Annotated in this window: 13 protein-coding genes and 1 pseudogene; 4 read left to right on the top strand and 10 right to left on the bottom strand. The window is 57.1% G+C overall.

The window, feature by feature from the left end; translation table 11 throughout:
- Window positions 1-2: 2 nt before the first annotated feature.
- The 5 genes from AC0L4F_RS00530 to AC0L4F_RS00510 form a co-directional block, all read right to left on the bottom strand.
- Window positions 3-275: a flagellin gene (locus tag AC0L4F_RS00530; protein WP_473445816.1), complete on the bottom strand. Its 273-nt coding sequence runs from the start codon at window positions 273-275 to the stop codon at window positions 3-5.
- Window positions 184-1,014 (bottom strand): flagellin, encoded by an 831-nt coding sequence (locus AC0L4F_RS00525; protein WP_244684043.1) that lies wholly within the window; start codon window positions 1,012-1,014, stop codon window positions 184-186. Before AC0L4F_RS00525 ends, AC0L4F_RS00530 begins: the two co-directional genes overlap by 92 nt.
- Window positions 1,014-2,471, bottom strand: coding sequence for a flagellar hook-associated protein FlgK (flgK, locus tag AC0L4F_RS00520; protein ID WP_244684041.1), 1,458 nt, complete (start codon window positions 2,469-2,471; stop codon window positions 1,014-1,016). Before flgK ends, AC0L4F_RS00525 begins: the two co-directional genes overlap by 1 nt.
- Before the next feature lie 28 nt (window positions 2,472-2,499).
- Window positions 2,500-3,798, bottom strand: a complete 1,299-nt coding sequence (locus AC0L4F_RS00515) for a flagellar hook protein FlgE (protein WP_244684039.1) — start codon at window positions 3,796-3,798, stop codon at window positions 2,500-2,502.
- A gap of 83 nt (window positions 3,799-3,881) precedes the next feature.
- Entirely contained in the window at window positions 3,882-4,739 is an 858-nt protein-coding gene (locus tag AC0L4F_RS00510; protein ID WP_244684036.1) for a flagellar motor protein MotB, read from the bottom strand.
- A gap of 204 nt (window positions 4,740-4,943) precedes the next feature.
- Between AC0L4F_RS00510 and AC0L4F_RS00505 the strand changes: the two genes are divergently transcribed.
- Both AC0L4F_RS00505 and AC0L4F_RS00500 read left to right on the top strand, forming a co-directional pair.
- Complete coding sequence (locus tag AC0L4F_RS00505) at window positions 4,944-7,070, top strand: YjbH domain-containing protein (RefSeq protein WP_244684026.1); 2,127 nt, start codon at window positions 4,944-4,946, stop codon at window positions 7,068-7,070.
- Window positions 7,067-7,744 (top strand): YjbF family lipoprotein, encoded by a 678-nt coding sequence (locus tag AC0L4F_RS00500; protein ID WP_244684015.1) that lies wholly within the window; start codon window positions 7,067-7,069, stop codon window positions 7,742-7,744. The genes AC0L4F_RS00505 and AC0L4F_RS00500 overlap by 4 nt, the downstream gene beginning before the upstream one ends.
- Window positions 7,745-7,877: 133 nt before the next feature.
- Here AC0L4F_RS00500 and AC0L4F_RS00495 read toward each other — a convergent pair whose 3' ends face one another.
- From AC0L4F_RS00495 to AC0L4F_RS00485, 3 genes are all read right to left on the bottom strand, one after another.
- Window positions 7,878-9,761 (bottom strand): polysaccharide biosynthesis protein, encoded by a 1,884-nt coding sequence (locus AC0L4F_RS00495; protein WP_244684005.1) that lies wholly within the window; start codon window positions 9,759-9,761, stop codon window positions 7,878-7,880.
- A gap of 149 nt (window positions 9,762-9,910) precedes the next feature.
- Entirely contained in the window at window positions 9,911-10,555 is a 645-nt protein-coding gene (locus tag AC0L4F_RS00490) for a sugar transferase (RefSeq protein WP_244684002.1), read from the bottom strand.
- The gene (locus AC0L4F_RS00485) at window positions 10,552-11,397 is read right to left on the bottom strand and encodes an NAD-dependent epimerase/dehydratase family protein (RefSeq protein WP_244684000.1); all 846 of its coding nucleotides are present in this window, start codon (window positions 11,395-11,397) and stop codon (window positions 10,552-10,554) included. Before AC0L4F_RS00485 ends, AC0L4F_RS00490 begins: the two co-directional genes overlap by 4 nt.
- A 185-nt stretch (window positions 11,398-11,582) precedes the next feature.
- On the opposite strand from AC0L4F_RS00485, the gene AC0L4F_RS00480 reads away from it, so the two are divergent.
- Both AC0L4F_RS00480 and AC0L4F_RS00475 read left to right on the top strand, forming a co-directional pair.
- The gene (locus AC0L4F_RS00480; protein WP_244683998.1) at window positions 11,583-12,626 is read left to right on the top strand and encodes a polysaccharide biosynthesis/export family protein; all 1,044 of its coding nucleotides are present in this window, start codon (window positions 11,583-11,585) and stop codon (window positions 12,624-12,626) included.
- Between the two features lie 95 nt (window positions 12,627-12,721).
- Window positions 12,722-13,905 (top strand): annotated as a pseudogene (locus AC0L4F_RS00475) (MFS transporter).
- Window positions 13,906-13,913: 8 nt separating this feature from the next.
- On the opposite strand, the gene AC0L4F_RS00470 reads toward AC0L4F_RS00475, so the two are convergent.
- Together AC0L4F_RS00470 and mltA are read right to left on the bottom strand one after the other, a co-directional pair.
- Window positions 13,914-14,510 carry a Smr/MutS family protein gene (locus tag AC0L4F_RS00470; RefSeq protein ID WP_244683996.1) on the bottom strand — a complete coding sequence of 199 codons (597 nt, stop codon included), beginning with the start codon at window positions 14,508-14,510 and terminating at the stop codon, window positions 13,914-13,916.
- Window positions 14,507-15,544: a murein transglycosylase A gene (gene mltA, locus AC0L4F_RS00465; protein ID WP_244683994.1), complete on the bottom strand. Its 1,038-nt coding sequence runs from the start codon at window positions 15,542-15,544 to the stop codon at window positions 14,507-14,509. Before mltA ends, AC0L4F_RS00470 begins: the two co-directional genes overlap by 4 nt.
- Window positions 15,545-15,552: the final 8 nt, after the last annotated feature.

Raw genomic sequence — 15,552 nt, 5'->3', positions numbered from 1 at the left:
AGTCACCTCATGAAATCCAGCATGGTCAATCGCGATGCCCGCACGGTCACCGCATACAAAGTCTCGATCTGGGTTTGGACCTGTTCCAATCGGGTCGCGGATTCAAACGGATCGACCGAAAGCAAGGCGTTGCGCGACACCTCCAGCGCGAGGGCGGCAGATTCATTTCTGGTCCGGCTCTGTTCAATCTGTGACTGAACAAGCCCCAGACCAGCAATGGTGTCGGTCAATTCCGGTTGCAATTCCAACAGTGCATTGCCCGCCTGATTGACCATGACCACCTGCAAATCCTGGCTGAATCCAAGGGTTTGATCCCCTGCGAGCGCCGCCATTGCCACGGATTTCAGCGATTTCTCGAAAAATCGGATCATCCGCACGGATCGACAGGCCAACCCGAACATCTTCTGACAGTTGCAATGGCGTGCCATCCACCGTGGATCCAACATATCCCAAGGTTTCGAAATCACCACCGGGGGTGTCAAACCAAGCGTCGAGCGCAGATTGAACACCAGTCAAAGTGGTTTCACCAGCGACCGCCGCGCGCAACCCCGACATCAGTTCCGAGGCCGGCGCCAATGCGCTGGTATCAAAAGACGCGCCTGCAAACAAAGATCTGTTTGCTGCATTGGTATTCAATTGGCCGACGATCGTGGCAAAGGACTGTTCCGCCTGGGCCGATGCGGTTTTCAACCCCTGTTGTCCCCCCGGTTGCGCCGCCAGAAACAAAGCTGAGGAAAGCTCTACCGTCACGTCCTGGATAACACCGAGCGAACTCTGCATCGCCAGGGTTGTCGTGTCACTCTCTGTGATGGCAAAGCGATAGCTGTCCAACATTTTCAAGCTGCGCTCGATGTCGTTCAGATGCGCGTAATCACCCTGAAGGTGGCTGCGGGTGTCCGCGGCCAATCCGGTGGTAAGCTCCATTTGCAGCTTCTGAGATTCTGTTTTCAGGTCGAATTGACGCTTGCGCAGCGCGAAACTATGGGACAGGTCGCCAAGTGTTGTCAGGTTCATCAGGTAATCCCCAAGAGAAGATCGTACATCTCATCGACAGTTTTCAAAACCTGTGCATTGGCGGCATAGGCTTTTTCGATTTGCAGAAGTTTCTGAAGTTCCGTGTCGGTATCGACACCGGATCGCAATTTCTGTTCGGTCAGCTCGCTGCTGCGGGCGGCTGCAAAGCTCAGGCGGTCTTCGGTTCTGGAAAGATCTGCGCCAATCTTGGAGAACAGGGTTGTCGTCAATTCAGAGGCGGTAGCAGCCAGCCCGGCCTGATCACCAGATGCGACGGTCAAATCCTCGTTCAATCGGTCGATCATCGACAAAATGAGATCACCCTGTCCCGGCGGCCCGGGTATCGTGGCATAAAGACCATCGCGCAACCGCCACAACGCACCACCCGCATCCGTGTTCACCTGATCATTCAACGATAGACGACGGGCAAGGCCAACCTCTTCTGTGGTGTCAAACGCCTGGCCATTATCGGTAAACAAACCCGGATCATTCACCCCGATCGTCGGGTCCAATCCCGAACTCTGGAACCGCTCGACCAGATTTCGCGCCAGCGCATCAACTTCGGCCTGATAAGTGACCAAAGTATCATCCCGCAGTTCAAACAAGGCCGCCATGCGACCGCCTTTGACCCTGCTGTTTTCGGATCCCACCGGAATGTCGATGCCATCAATGGTCAGGCCAGATAGCGCACCATTTTCCAACGACTTGAATTCAGTCACCATAGTGGCGGCAGTAAACTCAATTTCGGCTGCGTTTCCGTCCAACAAAACAGCGCCGGACGTTGTGACCAAGGCAACCGCCCCCCGATCACGGGGCAGGACACGCAATGGTACGATTTCAGAAACCTTATCAATGGCTTCTTGTCGAATATCATAAAGCGCCTGCGTATTGTCACCGGTCAACTCTGCGCGGGAAATCCGGGTGTTCAGCTCGACAATATTACTTAGATGACTGTTCAAGTCCGCAACCATACGGCCAATCCCCTGGTCAATTTCGGTGCGCAAGCTCTGCACGCCCGAAGACGCCTGGGAAAAAGCAGTCACAAGATCATTTGCCTGGGAATAGACATCCTGCAACCTGTTCGTCAGATCCGGCCTGCTCGCCGCGGACACCAGCGCGGATTCAAACCGTGTCATCAAATCCGCCAGTGATCCCGCATCATCCGGCGCGCCGAACAATTCTTCCACCCGTGACAGATAGCTGGTGGTGGTATCGAGCTCTGATGTGCTGGCGCTGGCGCGGCGCCATTCGTCCAGCAGGGTCGGATCGACGGAACGTGTAATTCCGTCAATTCTGACCCCGCCGGACGTGCCATTCACGCGGGAGGAAACTTCGATATTGCGCGTTGCGTAATTCTCGTTCGTGGCGTTGGCCAAATTGGAAGACACCAATTCGGCCGCCAGGGAAGAGGCGCGCAACCCCGAAAGTGCATTGGATATTGAACCGGTGAAGGACATGGATCACCTCAAATCGGCGCGACGGCCGTTAACGTTTGATGTTGGTGGTTTCCTGAAGCATCTCATCCACGGTTTGAATAACCTTGGCATTGGATGAATAGGCCCGCTGGGTCTTGATCATCGAGGTCAGCTCTGTCGCCACGTCGGTGGTCGATTCCTCGCGCGAGAAGGATTTGATGTCGCCGGTTGGACCCTCACCTGAATCCCACAGGAAGTAAGACCCGCTTTCTGGCGAGGCACGATAGGTCTGCTGATCAAGCGCCTGCAACCCGTTAGGATTCGGCATATCGGCAAGCGGCACCTGGTATAGCCGCTGAGTTTCGCCACTGTCATAAATCGCGTAAACAAAGCCGTTTTCATCCACTTCGACCGAGGTCATATTGCCAACCGAAGAGCCGTCTTTGGTGATCGAAATTGGTGCAAAACTGTCGGACAATTGCGACAATCCGCGCGTGTCCCCAACCGTACCAATGTTGAAATTGATCGGCCCGCCGGCGACGGTTACCTCAACCGATCCGGTGGCGGGATCATAGGCGCCGCCGGACACCGTGGTGACCGATGCAATCGTGCCGCCAGTGGCGCGGCTGTTGTCAAAGGCGACAGTGTATTCCCCAACCACAGCATCATCCTGGGCGGAATCGGTCATCACCATCGTCCATTCATTTGATGACCCGGTGGCCGGAACCGTTGGTGTGAACGACATTGAAATCGTCTGCGATGTGCCGAGATTGTCAAAATATTCGACCGAAAGCGAATATGGATCGCCAGATGACCCGGCATCGGTTGCCGTGGCCGGCAGATTGAGGCTCATATCAACTGTGGTTGTCGGATCTCCGGTCAGGTTCTGCGAAAACTGAATTGGTTCCAACCCATCGGCCGTATCGCGGGAAAACGCCGGGATCGTCCCATCAATGCCGGCAGGCCAGCCCATCAACACCAGCCCGGATGGGGTGCTGAGGTAGCCATCTTCGTCAATGCGGAAAGACCCGGTTGTGGTCAGCAGCATTTCCGCATCAACGCCGTTGGACCGCACGTCCCCCCCGGCGGCAACCGGCAACATGCCACGCCCACGCACCGCAAGATCGGTTGGATTGGAGGTGGTGACCAACGACCCGCCCTGATCAATCATCCTTTGTGTGCTGGTGCGGACGCCCCCGGCGGTATAGGTGCGCGAAGATTGGTTAAGGACCAGGGAATGAAAATCCGTTTCAACCCGTTTATATCCATAGGTCGAAGAATTCGCGATATTGTCGGAAATACCTGCCAATCGGGTGGCATTTGCGGTTAACCCCGCAACGCCCGCATTCAGGGAGGAGGAAATCGTCATGGACACGCCTTTCTGCTGCATCAAACTTAGATGCAACAGATAGACATCGCCCCTTAACGCTGACCTAACAGCTAAAATGCGCTCTAGTTTTGGTTCCGCAGAAAAATCACTTCCAACCGGCTGTTGCGCAGGGAAAGCGGATTTACCTCTGCCAGTTCCCGGTCGGCATGGCCGGTCACCCGCGCCACATCCCCCTTGGGCAGGCCCTCTTGCTCCATCAGGTTACGAAAGGCCTGGGCCCGCTGAACCGATTGATCCCAACTGACATTTCGGCGCACGACAATCGGGCTTGTGGGCACATGACCCTCGATTGCAACCGGGTTTGACACCGTTTTCGCAGCCTCGGCCAGCGCATCGGCCAGCACGGAAAGTGTCTCTGTCGGATTGCCAAGATCGTCAAACAACCGGCTGTCCGGCAGTTCGAACAATTCAACCACAAGCCCCTCATCCGTGCTTTTCAGCACAACATGTTTCAGGGCGTTTTCGATAACCATGCTTTCACCACCATGGCCATAAAGCGCCTCTTTGATGGTATTTGCCCGCTCTTGAAATGCATCGTCATCGCCCTGGCCATTGTTTTCGCCCTGGGGATTGATCCCGGTATCCCCCCGCGCCTGGGCGCTGTTGGTCGGGTGTCGGCTTGACGCGCCGGTGCCGTTTTGCGGCAGGGTTTCCTCGGAAAACACGCTGTCACCGCCAAAGGCCCCCGTGCCGCCGCCGGACACCCGGTTGACCGGAATGGTTGGCGCAAAATAATCCGCCAAACCCTTTCTTTGTTTTTCCGTTGTCGCGTTCAACAGCCACATCAAAAGGAAAAACGCCATCATCGCCGTGACAAAGTCCGCATATGCGACCTTCCAAGCACCGCCATGGTGCGCATCACTGGCAACAACTTTTTTCCTTTTGATGATCACTGGCGCGACGTTTCCGTCTACAGCCATTTTTCACCACCTATTTTCACCCACCTTTTGCAATATCAGGCCAGCTGTTACCGCTGCCTTAACACTTACAATTGGAACTTTTTTCGCCCTGGCAGATCGGCGTTCGGTATTTGCCACAATCCTGGGTTTCCCTTGGCAGCACGATGGACTTGTCCCGACATTACCCGTAGTAATCCAGAGAGTTTCAGCGGGCGGGACGTATTGATGCCAAATACTTTGAAAGCTACCCTGAAGGGCAGTGCAGCTGTGATGCTGGCGGGCGCAAGCCTGTTTGCCGCGCCGGCCGGTCTGGCCGAAGGCATCCCATCATACAATCTGTATGGTGTGCCCGGTCTGATCGACATGCCGACGGCCAATGTATCGCCGGATGCCACGCTGAGCATCACGGCGGCCAATGCCGGAAACCACACGCGCGGCACGCTGAGCTTTCAGATCACGCCGCGCCTGTCCGGCAGTTTCCGCTATTCCGGGATTTCCGAATTTCCGATCGGTGGGTCGGTTGATGGCGTCTATTACGACCGCAGTTTCGACCTGCGCTACCAATTGCTTAAGGAAACTGACTACCTGCCCAGCGTTGTGGTCGGGTTACAGGATTTCATCGGCACCGGCATTTATGGTGGGGAGTATCTGGTCGCGACCAAAGAGGTGCTGCCGGGTCTTGAGCTGACTGGCGGGATTGGGTGGGGCCGATTGGGCTCTCGCAATCCCTTTGGGTCGACGGGCACACGCCCGAATGTAGACATCGGCACGGGCGGAACGCCGACCTATGACCAATGGTTTCGCGGCGATGCCGCCGGCTTTGGCGGGGTCAGCTATTCACCCACCGAATTCCTGACATTCTCGGCGGAATATTCCTCCGATACCTATGCCCAGGAACAGCAACGCGGCGAGCATGACGACGATTCGCCATGGAACTTTGGCGTGGATTACCGGTTCCGCGATGGCACGCAGCTTTCGCTTTACCATACCTTTGGCAACACCTTTGGCGCGCAGATTTCTTTCCACACCAATCCGAAATCTGCGGCGACCCCGGGCGGACGCGAAACCGCCCCGGTCCCGGTATCGGTGCGACGGCCCGGCGCGGCAAATGACCTCGGCTGGACGGCTCTGCCCACAAACAGCTATCGGCAGACTCTGACCGCTGCGCTGGAAAATGATGAATTGGTGCTTGAGGGGCTGACCCTAGAGCCCCGTCAGGCCACCGTGCGTCTGCGCAATCCGCGTTACGGCCAGGTGCCACAGGCCATTGGTCGCACGGCCCGCGCCATGACACGTGTTCTGCCCGCATCGGTGGAAACCTTTGTCATTGTGCCAGTGGTCGAAGGTATGGCGCTTTCTGCGGTCACGGTGCGCCGGTCCGATCTTGAAGCTTTGGAACATTCCGACAATGCCGAAATTCTGGCACGCGCGTCGATCACCGATGGTTTCGGTCGCGCGCCTTCGGCTTTTGACGAAGTATACCCACGGTTCGGTTGGGCGATTGCACCTTACACGCAATTTTCGGTTTTTGACCCGGATAACCCGGCACGGGCTGACCTTGGCATTCGGGCCAGCGCAAGTTTCCGGCCGACCGCGAATTTGGTGTTTTCCGGATCGATCACCAAAAAGCTCGCCGGCAACCTGGACGAATCCAGCCGGAACACCGGATCGGCTCTGCCGTCGGTACGCACGGAAAAGGCCCGGTATTCACAAGAGGGCGATCCCGCCATCGAGCGGCTGACCGTCGCACATTATGCCCGTCCCGGAACAAATCTGTATAGCCGCGTGACCGCGGGTTACCTTGAATCAATGTATGCCGGGGTGTCCGGCGAATTGTTGTGGAAACCAGTAAACAGCCGTTTGGCCCTTGGCGTCGAAATGAATTACGTCAAACCACGCGACTACGATCAGCTGTTCGGCCTGCGGTCTTCGGAAACCCGCGCTGGCGTGATCCCGGATTTCAACGGCCATGTGTCGGCCTATTACGACATTGGCAACGGGTTCCACGGCCAGCTTGATGTCGGCCGTTACCTTGCCGGCGATTATGGTGCGACAGTGACTCTGGATCGCGAATTTGCCAATGGCTGGCGCGTCGGGGCCTATGCCACCTTTACCAACGTTGATTACGATGACTTTGGCGAAGGGTCGTTTGACAAAGGCATCCGCGTAACCATTCCGCTTGGAAGCGTGTCCGGTTCGCCATCGACCGACAGAACCACTTTTGACATTCAATCGCTGACGCGTGATGGCGGGGCCAAGGTGCTTGTTGATGGGCGACTTTATGAACAGGTTCGCGACTATCACCAACCACAAATGGCCAAGACCTGGGGCAAGTTCTGGAGATCAGCGTGAAACAAAAGATCCGGCGGAGTGGTTTCGCCCCCGTGGCCGCGTTGTGCGCGACGGCCTTGCTCGCGGCCTGTAGCGGTGGCGGCGAAGGCCGAGATGGCCCGGAACTCATTCGTAACGCCGTTGTGGAACGGTTTGGTCCCAACGGTCGTGGGCCCGTGCGTGTTACCCCCGCCCAGGTTCAGCAATTGACCGCAAGAGCGACCAATGCGTTGATCTTGATCGACTTTCCCAAGACCCAGTCGAATGCCGTTCTGGTCCGTATTGGCCAAAACCGGTCTGTGGAAACCTATGCCACAGCCGCCCGCCAGACCTTGTCCATGGAAAATGGTCTGTTGCGCGGCACCCGCGGTATGGGCGGTGATTTGATGTCAGCTGATCTTGGTCGGTTGCCACAGCTGATCGCCCGTCGGCAATCCGGGTCGACACAGCGGGAAGTGCGGATTCTGAACGGCGAAGACATCACCGTGCGGCAGCAGTTCAGCTGCGACGTGGCTGTGACCGGGACCGGTGGCGCGCCGCGCGTGACCACAATGACCGAAAACTGCACCCAACAGAACGGCAACATCCGCTTTACCAATACCTATGACGTGGATGGTCAGGGCCGTGTTGTCAGCTCTGATCAATGGGCCAGCAACTATCTGGGCCAGGTCAAGATTCAGCAACTGCGCTTTTGATCGCCTGGATCACTCTCACTGCTTAACTATGTGAGAGTGGTCGAGGCAAAGACCACCATTTCACCGATAGATCATAATGCCCGCCCAACACATCTGGCACGGCATTATGCGGGGCTGAGGATCTACAAAATCCTCAGATGACCTCCAGCGTTCCTTCGGACTGCTGATTTTTGTCTCGCCGACGCTCGACCCAGCGGGTAGCAATTTCATTTGCCGCATCACAATCATGCGCCGCCACCGCCTTGCGCACTTCGGCCATGACATTCGCCATTTCCAGCTCGGACAAATGGGTTTCCTGCGCACGCAGAATTTTCGGGTGCGGTGTTGTCAGCATGTCGGTGCCAATCAACAATTCTTCCTCAAGCTTTTCACCGGGGCGCAAACCGGTAAACATGATCTCGATATCACCATTAGGATTGGCGGCATCCCGCACCTTGTCGCCGGCATTTTCGATCAGCTTGCGGGCAATTTGCCAGATCGAAATCGGCTTGCCCATGTCCAGCACAAAGACATCACCGCCGCGGGCAAACGACCCGGCCAAAAGCACCAAACGCACAGCTTCGCTGACGGTCATGAAATAGCGGGTCACATCGGAATGCGTCACCGTGACCGGCCCGCCTTTGGCGATCTGATCCTGAAACAGCGGGATGACCGACCCGGAAGAGCCAAGCACATTGCCAAACCGCACCATCGAATACATCGTATGTTCAGACCGGGTGGCAAGATCCTGGATCAACATCTCTGCCAGCCGCTTTGTCACGCCCAGAACACTGGTCGGGCGCACAGCCTTGTCCGTGGAAATCAGGATGAACCGTTCCACGTGATTTCGCCGCGCAGCATCCGCCAGCAATTTGGTGCCAATGACATTGTTACGCATGCCTTCGATGGTGTTCAGCTCTAGCAACGGCAGGTGTTTATAGGCCGCTGCGTGCAACACCACATCAATGTCGTGATCGCCAAACACCCGGTCCACAAGACCCTGTTCACAGATCGAGCCCAGCACCGTGACGATTTCCACACCGGGATTGATCGACGCCAACCGCCGCTGGATATTATACAGCAGCAGCTCCGAGTGATCGAAAAGGATAACTTTTGATGGCTGGCAGCTTGCGATCTGACGGCAGAGTTCCGATCCGATTGATCCCCCTGCCCCGGTGACCATCACACATTTGCCTTCATAGGCGCCGCTCACCCCGGGCAATTCTGCCTCCAGGTGGTTGCGCCCCAGCAGTTTGGAGAAATCCAGCGGTGTGGTCGACACCGGGCCGCTTTGCGTGATCAACATCTGGGCAAAGGACGGCATGATATGCACTTCGCAGGACAGATGGCTGAGCTGATGCGCGATGCGCGCCTTGTCAGCCTCGCTTGCGGAGGGCATCGCCAAAATAATCCGGTCAATTCGCAGGTTTTCAACCATACGCTCCACCCGGCTGGACGGGGCCACCTTGAAGCCCGCAATTGTCAGCCCGTGCATCGCCGGATTGTCATCGACAAACCCGACAAGCGACAATTCAATATCGGTCAGCAACGCTGATGCCAGCTGTTGCCCTGTGCGCCCGGCACCGTAAATCAACACCCGTTTCAAAGACTTGCCGCGACGATAGATCCGGATCACCACCTCGCGCAGGATCAGGCGAATGCTGGCAGAGGAAATCAGCAGGATCATGGATGCGATGACAAAAAGCTGGGGTGAGATACGCGAGCCAATCATCACTGAGGTCAAAAGCCCGGACACGCCAACAGCCGCCGCAACCAGGGCGGTCTGTAAGACACCCTTAAGCTCATATGAGATAAGTTTGGTTCGGTGCAGGTCGAAATAAAGGACCACGGCCAAGGCAACCGGACCCATCACAGCCAAATAAGGCAGACTTGCGCGCAAGACCTCGAAAGACGGAACCTGGCCCACCAAAAGCGAATTGGCCCCCACAAAGGAAAGCACAACAAGACAAAAATCGATCGTTGCAATGATCACAGCCTTCTGGCCACGGCTCATCCGAACCAATAGACTGTATAGCATTGGCATTCCCCAGGCAGTTGCGACACCGATCAGCAAGGACAGCGCAGACTTACATATCGGCGTATTAGTCACTGTATCGTGACAGGTCTATTCGGGCTAAATTCGTTCTCGCGGGTGCAGCATTAGCGCCACATATGGCAATTTTCCGCCTATTTGCCCGGCAAACCGGCTGATTTACGCGACGTTCTTACAGGAATTGCGCGAAACACAGTGGCAAACATCAACCTAAGGTCGAAAAACACCGATTGATGTGCGGCATAGATCAAATCCAGTCGGGCTTTGCGGGGCACACAGCGGCGGGCATAAACCGCATCGGTTTCTTCCGACGACTGACAGGGACGCAAGAGCATTTCTTCGTGGCGATGAAAGACCAAGGTCGCGAGACCGGTCACACCTGGCCGCGACTGCAGCACCTTGGAATAATATTCTGGAAACCGTTCCACATACATCTGCAGCGGCGGGCGCGGGCCGACAAAGCTCAGATCACCTTTCAGGATATTCAGAAGTTGCGGCAATTCATCCAATCGCTTGGCGCGCAGAAACTTGCCCGTCTTGGTGATGCGCCCGGATTTGTCACCGCCAGAGACACCGGTGTTCTGGTCGGTTTTGGTCATTGTGCGGAATTTGTACAAATTGAATGGCACCCCCGGTGCTTTCATCCGCTCCGACACGTACAGAACCGGCGCGCCATCCCGCCAATAAATCAAAAACGCCACCCAAAGGATAAGGGGGCTCAGCACGACCAGCAGAAACAAAGCACTGGCAATATCAAACAAACGTTTCTGTGGTGTCACGCCCCACCCCCGTATTTGCGCCATTCCTGAACCAGCTCAACGGCATCTGTGCTTTGCGCCCCCAAGTCAACCAAGGCGTTCAATCGTCCGACATCCACCGCCATAACCGGCAGGGCCTCTTGCGGGGCGGCGCGCCATAACACTGGCCGATCCGCCGCGACCACAATATCCTGCATGGCAACCGGCGTTTTCCCGGCCACATTGATCACCTGCGGCAGGTGCTCTGTCGGCAAGGACACCAGTGTTTCTATCACCTGAGCCAAGGTTGACGGCTGCACGTAGCTGCGCCGGGGCCCGGTGCCATCGGCAAATTGATCCAGGGTGATAGGCCCATCACCGGCCAAGGCAGAAAACACCCCATCAGCGCCCGCGACATTGGCAATCCGCAAACACACAGATCGGGGCGAGGATTTGGAAACCGCCGTCTCCATTTGCAATTTTGCCCGCCCATAGGCGTTGCGGGGCACGCAAGGCGCGGATTTATCCAAAACCTGATCGGATGGCGTATAGACCGCAACGCTTGACGCATGAATGACGCGGTCAGCACCACAAGATGTGCCAATTTGTTGGGCAATGCGGGCCAAATCAATGTTTTCTTCGACCGGCGCGCCTCCGCCTGGCACCACACCCCACAACGCAACGACGGCATCGGCCCGTGGCAATTTGGCCACATTGTCACCCGGTGCCCATTGACAGTCCACGCCGCGGCCCGCTTTGCGCGCGACCCGGACAAAGATTATGTTTTCGGATGGTTTTTCCAGCCAGACCTTGGCCAGCATTGCGGCAACCCGCCCGGATGCGCCCAAGACCAAAACCGTCTTTTTCGTCGTCGTTTGAGTCATACAAGCAATACTCTGAATTTTCTTCACCTCACACTCTGTTTATCATCGCCAAGAGCCGCTAGAAAGCGCTTGGACGATGCGACGGTGATCAGGAGAATATCTTCGTGAAGATGATGACGCGCCTTCTGGCCATTGCTTTAATGTTTGCGGTCTCTGCTTGTGGCAACCTGCCCCGCGGTGCCGCCTTGCAACGTGAAGTTATCCGCGAAGCAAACGCCGAAACGGCCCAATTCGATTTGGTGCCAGTCACCCGCGCAAATGCTGAATTGATTGCCAAATGGCCGGTGACCGGTTGGACCGGCGGGTTTCATTGGATCAAATCAAGCCGTGGTCCCAAGAGCCAGGTGCTGCGCACCGGCGACCGGATCGATCTTAATATCTGGGACAACCAGGAAAATTCCCTGCTGACCCAATCCGGCAACAATTTGGCGATATTGAACGGGTTGATGGTGTCGCCTTCCGGCACGATTTTCATTCCCTACATTGGCGATGTCGTGGTGAACGGGTTGACCCCGGACGGGGCCCGCAAACGCATTCAAAGCGAACTGGCCACCATCGCGCCAGACGCCCAGGTCCAGCTGACCGCCACACCGGGCGTCGACAATTCGGTGTCTGTGGTTGGTGGCGTGGCGTCACCCGGAAGTTACCCGCTGCCGAACCGCAATACCTCTATTCTCAGTGTGATAGCCTCTGCGGGCGGTATCAATAACAACTTCCGCAATCCGGTGGTTTCCCTGCACCGTGGCAACGCGACATATTCGATCCCGGCCAAGGATCTGTTTGCCAGCCCAGACAAAAACGCCCGGCTTTATGGCGATGACAAGATTATCGTTCAACAGGACGAACGCGCCTTTACCGCACTTGGCGCATCCGGTTCGGAAAGCCTGATTTACTTCCCCAAGGAATATGTCACCGCGCTTGAGGCGATGTCGTTGATGGGCGGAATTCAAGATGACCGGGCCGACCCCAAAGGCATTCTGGTCCTGCGGGAGTACCCGGCAAAGGCCGTTGTTGCCGAACCCAAAGTGGGACCGCGCCAGCAACAAGTCATCTTTTCGCTTGATCTCACGACAGCAGACGGGTTGTTTGCCGCACGTAACTTCTTGATCAATCCCAATGACACTGTTCTGGCAACTGAATCGCCGGTTGTGGCCCTGCGCACCGTTCTGTCCCTGTTTGGGGCGGCGTTGAACACCACGACCCGGGTCGCCACAGCGGTTTCGAATTAACCTGTAATCCAGCGCGACTGCTCCGGCACGAACGTGCAAGAGGAGCAATCGCTTTGCGTGACCGATCTTTTTTGGTTGCTAACGCGCCCTGGTTGATGGCCGGGACGTTGCTGACCTTTTTGTCCAGCTTCGGCCAAACTTATTTCATTTCGATATTTTCCGGCGAAATTCGTGCGGAATTTGGCCTGACACATGGGCAATGGGGCGGGATTTATTCCCTTGGAACCACATTGTCGGCCGCCGTCATGGTCTGGTCTGGCGGGCTGACGGATCGGTTTCGGTCCCGATTGCTGGGGTCGGGCGTTCTGATCCTTTTGGCCTTGGCATGTCTGGCGATGGCTGTGTCCACTGTTTGGCTGTTGCCGGCGGTGATATTTGCCCTGCGCCTGACAGGTCAGGGGATGACAGTCCATATTGCCGCTGTTTCCATGGCGCGCTGGTTTGTTGCCTCACGCGGCAAGGCGCTGTCGATCGCCTCGGTCGGATCATCGCTGGCCGAAGCGGTGATGCCAATCCTGTTTGTCGCCCTGTTGACGGTCTGGGATTGGCGCCAGCTTTGGGTTCTGTCCGCTTTGATCGCCATTGCCGGCGTGCCGCTGTTGCGATTGTTGCTGCGCCGCGAGCGTACACCTCAAAGCATGGCGGAAAACGATCAAAGCACAGGCATGAAAAACATGCATTGGACCCGCGGCCAGACGCTGCGCCATCCGTTGTTCTGGTTCATGGTGCCCGCGCTATTGGGCCCGCCGCGTTCATCACAGCGTTTTTCTTTCAACAGGTCCATTATGCAGAGATCAAAGGCTGGACCCATCTTGATCTGGTCAGCCTGTTCCCAATCTACACCGGGTTTGGCATTGCGGCGATGCTGGGGTCGGGGTGGTTGCTGGACCGTGTCGGCACCGGTCGTCTGATCCCATATTACCAATTGCCGATGGTTGTGGCCTTTGCGTGGTTCGCCATTGCCGGCTCGCCAATGTCGGCGCTGGTTGGATTGTTCTTCCTGGCGATGACCGCCGGGGCCAACGCCACATTGCCAAACGCCTTTTGGGCCGAGTTTTACGGCACCGCCAATCTGGGCGCGATCAAGGCGATGTCCGCCGCTGTCATGGTGCTGGGATCTGCGCTTGGGCCGGGGCTGACCGGCGCTTTGATCGACCTTGGGATCGGGATCGAGACGCAATATCTGTTTGTTGCCGGCTATTTCATCTTTGCCACGGTGATGATGAAAATTGGCATCGCGCAGGTGGGTCATACCCAATCGGACAGATCAAAAGGCTAAGATCGACGTCACCGCCGCCGGCGCAGATACACATAATACGCGCCTCCACCGCCATGGCGCAAATGCGCTTCGCTGATCTGCATCACCAAGGGGCCAAGCGGCGGCATCCGCAGCCATTGCGGCACTTGATGGCGCAAAACCCCCATGCGTTGCGGGATTGGGCCTTCGTCGGGTTTGTGTTTGCCTTTGCCGGTGATCACCAGAACCAGCCGCAGATCGCGGGCGGCGGCGCGCTGAATGAACCCGATCAACGCCGGATAGGCCCGATCCAGGGTCATACCATGCAGGTCCAACCGGGCCTCGGGCTTCAGCTTGCCACGCTTCAGGCGCGTGAACGCCTTTTTGTCCATCGCAATTGGATCGGCGGCCAATGACGCCGACAGGGAAGGGGCCAGCGAATGCGGTAGTCTGTCCTGGCGCGCCGTTTCGCCGACCCGAAACTCCGGTATCTGTTGCGGGTGTTCCGGTGCCGACTTTGGGCTGGGTGATTTTGGCGCGGGTCGCGCGGCGGGGGTCGAACGGGGTTTTCCCAATGGGGTGGTGGTCTTGGCCACTTGCCCCCAAAGTTCAACTTCTTCGGCCCGCAGCTTGCGCTTGCGCGTCATTGAATCGATTCCGGCAGCAAGGCATAGGCGCGTTGAATTGGCATCAGCACCAGCAACCGACCGGGGTCGCGCAGCTTGCCCGCCGCACGCCCCGCGGCATCGCCGGTGCCAAAAAACACATCCGCGCGCTGTGCGCCTTTGATCGCTGACCCTGTGTCCTGGGCAATCATCAACCGGCGCAGCGGATCGGCACCGTCCTTTTCAATCCAGACAGGCGAGCCCAACCGCACAATAGAAGGGTCAACCGCGATCGAGCGCATGGTGGTGAGCGATCTGTTCATGGCCCCCAAAGGCCCCTTGTCGGCAGGCACCTCTGATACTTCGCGGAAAAACACATAGGACGGGTTATGGTGCAACAGATCCTCACCCAAATCGCCGTTGCGTTTCACCCAGTTCTTGATCACTTGCGCTGACACCTGATGCGCCTGATAGACGCCGCGCCGCACCAGTTCCATCCCGACAGAGCGGTATTCATGACCGTTCTTGCCACCATATCCGACCCGGACCACCGATCCATCGTTCATGCGAATACGGCCAGAGCCCTGAACCTGAAGGAAAAACAATTCGACCGGATCATCTACCCAGGCAATTTCCAACCCGCGCCCATCCATGACCCCAGTGGTCAGGATGTCGCGCCGGCTTAGCCAAGGTTGGTTGCGCCGTGCTTCGCCCGGCATGCGGTAGACCGGATAACGATAGCGCGGCGTGCGATAGCGTGATCCGTCAAGCTCTGGTTCAAAATATCCGGTGAAAAGGGCCGGTTGCCCATCTTCGATCAGCACCGGCCGGAACGTCAGTTCAAAAAACGCCCGGCCGTCTGACATGTCATGCGCCAAAGCGCAAAGCGCCTTCCAGTCCGGGCCCTTCATATCAATGCAGGTATTGCGGAAAACCGTCAGGGCCGCATCGTGATCATCCTCTTGCCAGCCGTCCAGCTGGTCAAAGGACATCACCGAATATGTGGTCTCAGCAGAGGTCGGCGCACCGCCCATCGTCAGGCCAATCAAGCCAAGAAGGGACAGCAACCTCCGCATCGTAACAG

This window comes from Marinovum sp. J2-8, from assembly GCF_055808435.1.
The sequence above is the reverse complement of the archived record's forward strand: the minus strand, read 5'-3'. Positions and strand labels throughout refer to the sequence as shown.

Excerpts from the sequence above, each read along its gene's own strand:
- AC0L4F_RS00530 (WP_473445816.1), bottom strand. The coding sequence starts at position 275 with ATGGTCAATCAGGCGGGCAATGCACTGTTGGAATTGCAACCGGAATTG.
- AC0L4F_RS00525 (WP_244684043.1), bottom strand. The coding sequence starts at position 1,014 with ATGAACCTGACAACACTTGGCGACCTGTCCCATAGTTTCGCGCTGCGC.
- flgK (WP_244684041.1), bottom strand. The coding sequence starts at position 2,471 with ATGTCCTTCACCGGTTCAATATCCAATGCACTTTCGGGGTTGCGCGCC.
- AC0L4F_RS00515 (WP_244684039.1), bottom strand. The coding sequence starts at position 3,798 with ATGACGATTTCCTCCTCCCTGAATGCGGGCGTTGCGGGGTTAACCGCA.
- AC0L4F_RS00510 (WP_244684036.1), bottom strand. The coding sequence starts at position 4,739 with ATGGCTGTAGACGGAAACGTCGCGCCAGTGATCATCAAAAGGAAAAAA.
- AC0L4F_RS00505 (WP_244684026.1), top strand. The coding sequence starts at position 4,944 with ATGCCAAATACTTTGAAAGCTACCCTGAAGGGCAGTGCAGCTGTGATG.
- AC0L4F_RS00495 (WP_244684005.1), bottom strand. The coding sequence starts at position 9,761 with ATGCTATACAGTCTATTGGTTCGGATGAGCCGTGGCCAGAAGGCTGTG.
- AC0L4F_RS00485 (WP_244684000.1), bottom strand. The coding sequence starts at position 11,397 with ATGACTCAAACGACGACGAAAAAGACGGTTTTGGTCTTGGGCGCATCC.
- AC0L4F_RS00470 (WP_244683996.1), bottom strand. The coding sequence starts at position 14,510 with ATGACGCGCAAGCGCAAGCTGCGGGCCGAAGAAGTTGAACTTTGGGGG.
- mltA (WP_244683994.1), bottom strand. The coding sequence starts at position 15,544 with ATGCGGAGGTTGCTGTCCCTTCTTGGCTTGATTGGCCTGACGATGGGC.